General features: G+C 64.3%; 7 protein-coding genes. 1 reads left to right on the forward strand and 6 read right to left on the reverse strand.

What is annotated here, in order from left to right; translation table 11 throughout:
* Positions 1-59: 59 nt before the first annotated feature.
* Positions 60-1,178, forward strand: a complete 1,119-nt coding sequence (locus AC3WJU_RS13115; protein WP_492260064.1) for a winged helix DNA-binding domain-containing protein — start codon at positions 60-62, stop codon at positions 1,176-1,178.
* Positions 1,179-1,261: 83 nt separating this feature from the next.
* On the opposite strand, the gene asd is transcribed toward AC3WJU_RS13115, so the two are convergent.
* The 6 genes from asd to AC3WJU_RS13145 all read right to left on the reverse strand — a co-directional run.
* Complete coding sequence (asd, locus tag AC3WJU_RS13120) at positions 1,262-2,404, reverse strand: aspartate-semialdehyde dehydrogenase (protein ID WP_059387335.1); 1,143 nt, start codon at positions 2,402-2,404, stop codon at positions 1,262-1,264.
* A 131-nt stretch (positions 2,405-2,535) separates the two neighbouring features.
* Positions 2,536-2,757: an NF038396 family protein gene (locus tag AC3WJU_RS13125; RefSeq protein ID WP_284755050.1), complete on the reverse strand. Its 222-nt coding sequence runs from the start codon at positions 2,755-2,757 to the stop codon at positions 2,536-2,538.
* Between the two features lie 2 nt (positions 2,758-2,759).
* A complete protein-coding gene (locus AC3WJU_RS13130) occupies positions 2,760-3,347 on the reverse strand; it encodes a dihydrofolate reductase (protein WP_284991811.1) in 588 nt (195 codons plus the stop codon).
* Positions 3,344-4,147: a thymidylate synthase gene (locus tag AC3WJU_RS13135; RefSeq protein WP_059387337.1), complete on the reverse strand. Its 804-nt coding sequence runs from the start codon at positions 4,145-4,147 to the stop codon at positions 3,344-3,346. The genes AC3WJU_RS13130 and AC3WJU_RS13135 overlap by 4 nt, the downstream gene beginning before the upstream one ends.
* A gap of 18 nt (positions 4,148-4,165) precedes the next feature.
* Positions 4,166-5,134: an NUDIX hydrolase gene (locus tag AC3WJU_RS13140; protein WP_059387338.1), complete on the reverse strand. Its 969-nt coding sequence runs from the start codon at positions 5,132-5,134 to the stop codon at positions 4,166-4,168.
* Between the two features lie 11 nt (positions 5,135-5,145).
* Positions 5,146-6,811 (reverse strand): RNA degradosome polyphosphate kinase (locus AC3WJU_RS13145; RefSeq protein WP_492260065.1); only part of this gene is annotated, 1,666 nt, incomplete at its 5' end.

The following is a 6,811-nucleotide window of genomic DNA, read 5'->3' on the forward strand; positions in this document are numbered from 1 at the left end:
GTTCCTCGGGCGTCCTCATGAGGACCGAAGCTGTCCGCCAAGCGTCCTATGATGGGGCCATGTCAGCTTCGGCGAAGATCCGGGTCACTCCCAAAGTCATGGGCAGGCTGCGCCTCGCTAGCCAGGGATTGCTTGGGGGATTCAGCAGCCCGGAGGAATGCGTCTCCACGATGGGTGCCATGCAGGCCCAGGACCTTGCCTCGGCGTTCTGGGCAGTGGGCCAGCGCGTCCCCGGTTCCGGTCTCTCGAAAATGCTGGAAGCATTGGAGAACGGCACCGTGGTCCGGTCCTGGCCCATGCGGGGCACGCTGCACCTGGTTCCGCCGCAGGACTTGCGTTGGATCCTGGGCATCACCACGGCGCGGTCCATGCGTTCGGTTGCCGCACGGCACCGGGAACTCGGCATCGAAAAGGCAGACATCGCCGCCTGCCGGGACCTTGCCCTTGAACGCGTCGCTGGCAGCCCGGGCGCCACGCGCGAGGAACTTTTCAAGATCTTCGAATCCGCGGGCCAAGTGACCGCGGCCCAACGGGGGATCCATTTGCTCTGGATCCTGTGCCAGAATGCGTGGCTGGTCCAAGGACCTCCGGCGGGGACGGCGGGCAAAGCCCTTGGACAGCAACTGTTCGTGGCTTTCGACGAGTGGATTCCGGAATCCAAGATCTTGGGGCGGGAAGAAGGGATTGCCGAATTTCTGCTCAGGTATCTGCGCAGTCACGGACCGGCCACGCTCCAAGACTTCGCGTGGTGGACCCAGATCCCCAAATCCGAGGTCCGGGCAGCCCACGAGGCTATTCGCAGCCAACTCGTTGAGCTCGTCTTTGGTGCAACGTCCTATTGGCTGTCGCGAGAGACGGCCGCATTGCTCGACGACGGCGTTCCCGGCTCGCGGACCGTCCTCGCCTTGCCGGGGTTCGATGAATTCCTGCTCGGGTATACGGACCGCAGCCTTGTCCTGCCTCCGGAGCATTTCCAGAAGGTCGTTCCGGGCGGCAACGGGGTCTTCAAACGCATGATTGTGTCCGGCGGCGAAGTGGCGGGCACCTGGTCCCGCAGCGGCACTGGCCGCACCGCCGTCGTCGTTCCCGAACCGTTCGCCCCGGAAGGCCTGACACCAGCGGCCAAACGGTCCTTCGAGCTCCAGGCCGCCAAGTACCTGCGCTTCATGGAGCGTTGAGGCACCCAACTTACTCGCAGTTGATGTCGTTATGAGCGTTCAAAACGACATCAACTGCGAGTTAGTTGGTGAAAGCAGGACTGCTAGAGGGTGCCGGTAGCGATCTTCAGCATGCGGCGCAGCGGCTCGGCAGCGCCCCAGAGGAGCTGGTCGCCCACGGTGAAGGCGCTGATGTATTCGGGGCCCATCTCGAGCTTGCGGATGCGGCCGACCGGGATCTCCAAAGTGCCGGAGGCAGCAACCGGGGTGAGGTCCGCCATGGAGGCTTCCTTGGTGTTCGGCACAACCTTGGCCCACTCGTTGTCAGCGTCCAGGAGCTTCTCGATTTCGGTGACGGACAAGTCCTCGCGCAGCTTGAGCGTCAGGGCCTGGGAGTGGGAGCGCATGGCACCGATACGGACGCAGAGCCCGTCCATGACAACGTGGTCCTTGCCCGGCTTTCCGTTGCCGGTGCCGAGGATCTTGTTGGTTTCCACCCCGGCCTTCCATTCTTCCTTGGACTGGCCGTTGCCGAGGTCGGCGTCGATCCACGGGATCAGGGAGCCGGCCAGCGGCACGCCGAACTGGGTGGCGTCGACGCCGGAGCGCTGGGTCGCCAGGACCTTGCGGTCGATTTCCAGGATCGCCGAGGCAGGATCGTCCAGTTCGCTGCTGACTTCGTTGTTGAGGGTGCCGAACTGGTTCAGCAGTTCGCGCATGTGGCGGGCACCGCCGCCCGACGCCGCCTGGTAGGTCATGGAGGTACCCCACTCGACCAGGTTGTTCTTGAAGAGGCCGCCGAGCCCCATGAGCATGCACGAGACGGTGCAGTTGCCGCCGATGTAGTCCTTCACGCCGCCGGACAGTCCGGCGTCGATGACGTCCCGGTTGATGGGGTCCAGCACGATGATGGAGTCATCGTTCATGCGCAGCGTGGACGCGGCATCGATCCAGAGCCCGTCCCAGCCGCGGCTGCGAAGCTCGCCGTGGACCTGCTTCGTGTAGTCGCCGCCCTGGGCAGTGACAATAATCGGCAGCTTGGCAAGAGTCTCAATGTCGAACGCGTTCTCGAGCTTGCCTGCGCCGTCGGCGAATGACGGCGCGGCACCTCCCGCGTTCGAGGTGGAGAAAAATACCGGGTTGATGTTGGCGAAGTCGCCCTCTTCCTGCATGCGCTGCATCAGGACGGAGCCGACCATGCCACGCCAACCGACCAGTCCAACGGACGGATTAGCTGCTGTAGTCATTGAACCAGTCTAGACTTTCGCGGCTCCCGGCCGCTGTCGGTTACGTCACGACCCAACTGACTCGCAGTTGTTGTCGTTTTGGGCGCTCAAAACGACAACAACTGCGAGTTACTTGGGCAGGGCACACAGCCTTACTTGCCGGCGTCGGGCTCTTCCAGCAGGGCCGCCTTGCGGGCGCGCAGGGCGTAGAACGCGCCAAAAGCGAAGACCTGGGTCACCACCACCAGGACGATGATCCCCAGGATCTTGTTGCCGCCCAGGATCATAGTGAGCCCGACGATCGCGGACAGGAGCGCGAAGAGCGGCAATAACATGTAGCCGAGCACGAACAGGGTCTCAGGTTTCTTCAGCATTCTCAGTCTTCCGTCCGGCGCCACGTGGCGATCCGGTAGTTGGTGCCGTTCTTGGAGGTCAGCCAACCATCAGCCGGCTCTGTCGACTCAAGGTTCCAGGCCTCGCCGAACTCCGGCGCGAACGTGTCGCCGTCGGTGTCGGAATCGATGACCGTGACGACGGCGACATTCGCGATGTCCATGGACTGCCGGTAAATCTCGCCCCCGCCAATGATCCAGACGTTCTGGCCGCCAGGTGCGAACTGGGACTCGAGGAGCGCTGCGTCAAGCGAGGAGACGACGACGGCGCCACGTGCGTCGGGCGTGTCCGCCCAGCCGTGCTGCCGGGTCACCACGATGTTGGTGCGGCCGGGCAGGGGACGGTACTTTGCGGGGAAAGACTCCCAGGTCTTCCGGCCCATGATGACGGGATGCCCGGTTGTCAGCCGGCTGAAGTGCTGCAAATCTTCGGGAACGTGCCAAGGCATGGTCCCGCCTTTGCCGATCACTCCACTGCCGGTCTGTGCCCACACGAGGCCGATTCCGTTGAGCGTTTCCGCGGCCTCCCCGGGGGAAGGCGACTCCGCGGCGGGAGTTTCCTGGGCGTTCATACCGCCACGGGCGCCTTGATCGCGGGGTGGTGCCGGTAGCCGACTACTTCGAAATCCTCGAAGGTGTAGTCGAAGATCGAGTCCGGCTTGCGGGCGAAGCGCAATTGCGGGTACTCGTAAGGCTCCCGGGAGAGCTGTTCGGTGACTTGCTCCACATGGTTGTCGTAAACGTGGACGTCCCCGCCGGTCCAGACGAAATCGCCGGGCTCGAGGCCCAGCTGCTGGGCCACCATGCAGGTCAGCAACGCGTAGGAGGCGATGTTGAAAGGAACGCCCAGGAACATGTCGGCGGAACGCTGGTACAACTGGCAGGACAGCTTGCCGTCGGCAACGTAGAACTGGAAGAACGCGTGGCACGGCGGCAACGCCATGTCCTTGATCTCGGACACGTTCCAGGCCGAAACGATGTGCCGGCGCGAATCCGGGTTGGCGGCCAGGCCCTTCATGAGCTCTGCGATCTGGTCAATGTGCCCGCCGTCGGGAGTCGGCCAGCTGCGCCACTGCACGCCGTACACCGGGCCGAGTTCGCCATCAGCGTCTGCCCACTCATCCCAGATGGTGACGCCCTGCTCTTGGAGCCACTTCACGTTCGACTCGCCGCGGAGGAACCACAAGAGTTCCAGCGCGAGGGATTTGAAGTGGACCCGCTTGGTGGTGATGAGCGGGAAACCCTGGCTTAGATCGAAACGCAGCTGGCGGCCGAAAACGCTCCGAGTGCCGGTGCCCGTGCGGTCCGACTTGTGCGTGCCGTTGGCCATGACGTCGCGCAGGAGGTCTTCATATGGGGTTGGGATGCTCACGCACCCAGCTTACTGGAGTCAGTCATCGAAGGGCTTGATCTGTTCCACGGCAACTACGCGCTGGCCGTTTCCGCGGGCCACATGGCACACGATCATCTCGCCAGGCGCCAGGTACGGATCCTGGGCCGGCAGCATCTCGTGAAGCTCGGGGCCCATCCGCTCGCCGAGCGTCTTCAGGACGGTGGGGAGTGCCGGCCTGTGGGTGCAGAGCGCAACCCCGCGTTGCTTGTCGAATAAGCCCTCGACGATCGCGGCTGTCTTCTTCGGGCTCCGCTGGTGATGGTGTTCCGTCAGGGCCTCCACAAGTTTCACCTTGGCTCCGGCTGACTTGGCGTAAGGCGCGATGGTGGACACACACCTGGCCCAGGGACTGCTCACGATCCGCAGCGGCTTCCACACGCCCAGAAGCCGTTCGACTGCCAGTGCCTGGCGCAGGCCCGTCACGGCCAGCGGCCGGCTGCCCTCTGCCTTGGTCCAGGAGGATCGCGGCTTGGCCTTGGCATGGCGCACCAGAATCAGGGGCCACGTTTCCAGCTCACCATTGAGGTGGGCCTTCGCCAACGCCTGGAGGGGGCCCACATCCGTCGGGTTGCTCAGGAAACGTGCCGCCTTGTCCGGCGCGGCCCACATGTAGGCATCCACTTCCTGGCCGTCCGGCTTGATGATGGACCCGTTGACTTGCGTCGCCCAGTAGTGCACCACCTTCAGCCCGGCCGCCACATGGTAGTGCGTCGGAGGAAGCGGAATCCCGAGGGCAGCCTTGAGGCCGATCTCTTCCCTGATCTCGCGGACGGCGCACTCCGGGATGGTTTCCCCGGCGTCGAGCTTGCCCTTGGGCCAGGACCAGTCGTCGTACTTGGGCCGATGGATCAGCAGGACCTCAAGGGTGCCCTTGGTGACGCGCCAAGGAATGGCGCCGGCCGCCGTGACGGCGATCGGCTCCCCCGGATGGTCCGTCTGGTCCGCAATAGGTGTATCGCTCTTCAACTTTTCGCTGCCTACCGCCGGGCAACTGCACGTTGGCGGGACCGGGAGGCAAGCAGCCAGGACTGGATGTCCAGAAGCGGCGAGCCGTCCTCGGCCTGGTGGAACCTGGTCCAGTGGCCTTCGTTGTCGAGGTGCCAGCTGGCAGTGCCGGGGTCCATGTAACGGCGCAGCAGATCCATGACCTCGGCTGTATCTTCGCGGCTGGAGAGCTGCACCAGGGCCTCGACCCGGCGGTCGAGGTTGCGGTGCATCATGTCCGCGGAGCCGATGTAGACCACGGGATCGTTGGCATTGGCGAAAGCAAACACGCGCGAGTGCTCCAGGAAGCGGCCCAGGATGGAGCGGACCGTGATGTTCTCGCTGAGTCCAGGAACTCCCGGACGCAGCGAGCAGATGCCGCGGACAATGACGTCAACCTTTACGCCGGCCTGCGATGCGCGGTAGAGGGCATCGATGGTGGCCTCGTCAACCATGGAGTTGACCTTGATCTGGACCTTGGCGGCAATTCCCGCCCGGGCGTTGCGGATCTCGGTCTCGATCCTGTCGATCAATCCGGACCGCACTGAGCGCGGCGCCACGAGGAGCCGCTTGAAGGTCGACTTCGGAGCATAGCCGGAGAGCTGGTTGAAGAGCTTGGACAAGTCCTCGCCCACCTGCTCATTGGAGGTCAACAGGCCAAGGTCCTCGTAGTAGCGGGCCGTCCGCGGGTGGTAGTTGCCCGTGCCGATGTGGCAATACCTGCGGAGGCCATCCACTTCCTGGCGGACAACAAGGGACAACTTGCAGTGCGTCTTGAGTCCCACGATGCCGTACACCACGTGCACGCCGGCCTGCTCCAGTTTGCGGGCCCAGGAGATGTTGGCCTGCTCGTCGAAGCGGGCCTTGATCTCCACGAGGGCCAGGACCTGCTTGCCGGCCTCGGCAGCGTCGATCAGTGCGTCCACGATGGGGGAATCGCCGGAAGTGCGGTACAGGGTCTGCTTGATGGCCTGGACCTTGGGGTCGGCGGCCGCCTGCTCCAGGAAGGCCTGGACCGACGTCGAGAACGAGTCGTACGGGTGGTGCAGCAGGATGTCGCGGCGGCGCATCGCCGCGAAGACGTTGGCGGCCTTGGATGTCTCGGATTCGTTCAAGTACCGCGAGGTGTGGGGCACGTGCTTCGGGTAGTGGAGGTCGGCGCGGTCAATTCCGCCGATGACCGACAGGCCCCGGAGGTCCAGGGGAGCCGGAACGGAGTAGACCTCGGATTCCTCGACGCCGAGTTCCCGCACCAGGAGCGCGCGGATGTTCGGGTTGATGTCCGTGGTGACCTCAAGCCGGACGGGCGGGCCGAAGCGGCGGCGCAGCAGTTCTTTTTCAAGTGCCTGCAGGAGGTTCTCGGCGTCGTCCTCTTCGACTTCCACGTCCTCGTTGCGGGTGACGCGGAAGGTGTGGTGCTCCATGACTTCCATTCCGGGGAACAGCTTGTCCAGATGCACCGCGATGACCTCTTCGAGCGCGATGAAGCGTGCCACCCGGCCCGGGACCGCGCCGGCACGCGGTCCGTCGATCGAGACGAGGCGCGGGAGCTGGTCCGGGACCTTGACGCGGGCGAACAGTTCCTTGTCGCTTACCGGATTGCGGACAATCACGGCCAGGTTGAGGGAAAGCCCGGAGATATAGGGGAAGGGGTGGGCT

The organism is Arthrobacter sp. FW306-1B-F12A, assembly GCF_058781865.1.

Coding starts and splice junctions, on each gene's coding strand:
- asd (WP_059387335.1), bottom strand. CDS start 2,404: ATGACTACAGCAGCTAATCCGTCCGTTGGACTGGTCGGTTGGCGTGGC.
- AC3WJU_RS13125 (WP_284755050.1), bottom strand. CDS start 2,757: ATGCTGAAGAAACCTGAGACCCTGTTCGTGCTCGGCTACATGTTATTG.
- AC3WJU_RS13115 (WP_492260064.1), top strand. CDS start 60: ATGTCAGCTTCGGCGAAGATCCGGGTCACTCCCAAAGTCATGGGCAGG.
- AC3WJU_RS13130 (WP_284991811.1), bottom strand. CDS start 3,347: ATGAACGCCCAGGAAACTCCCGCCGCGGAGTCGCCTTCCCCCGGGGAG.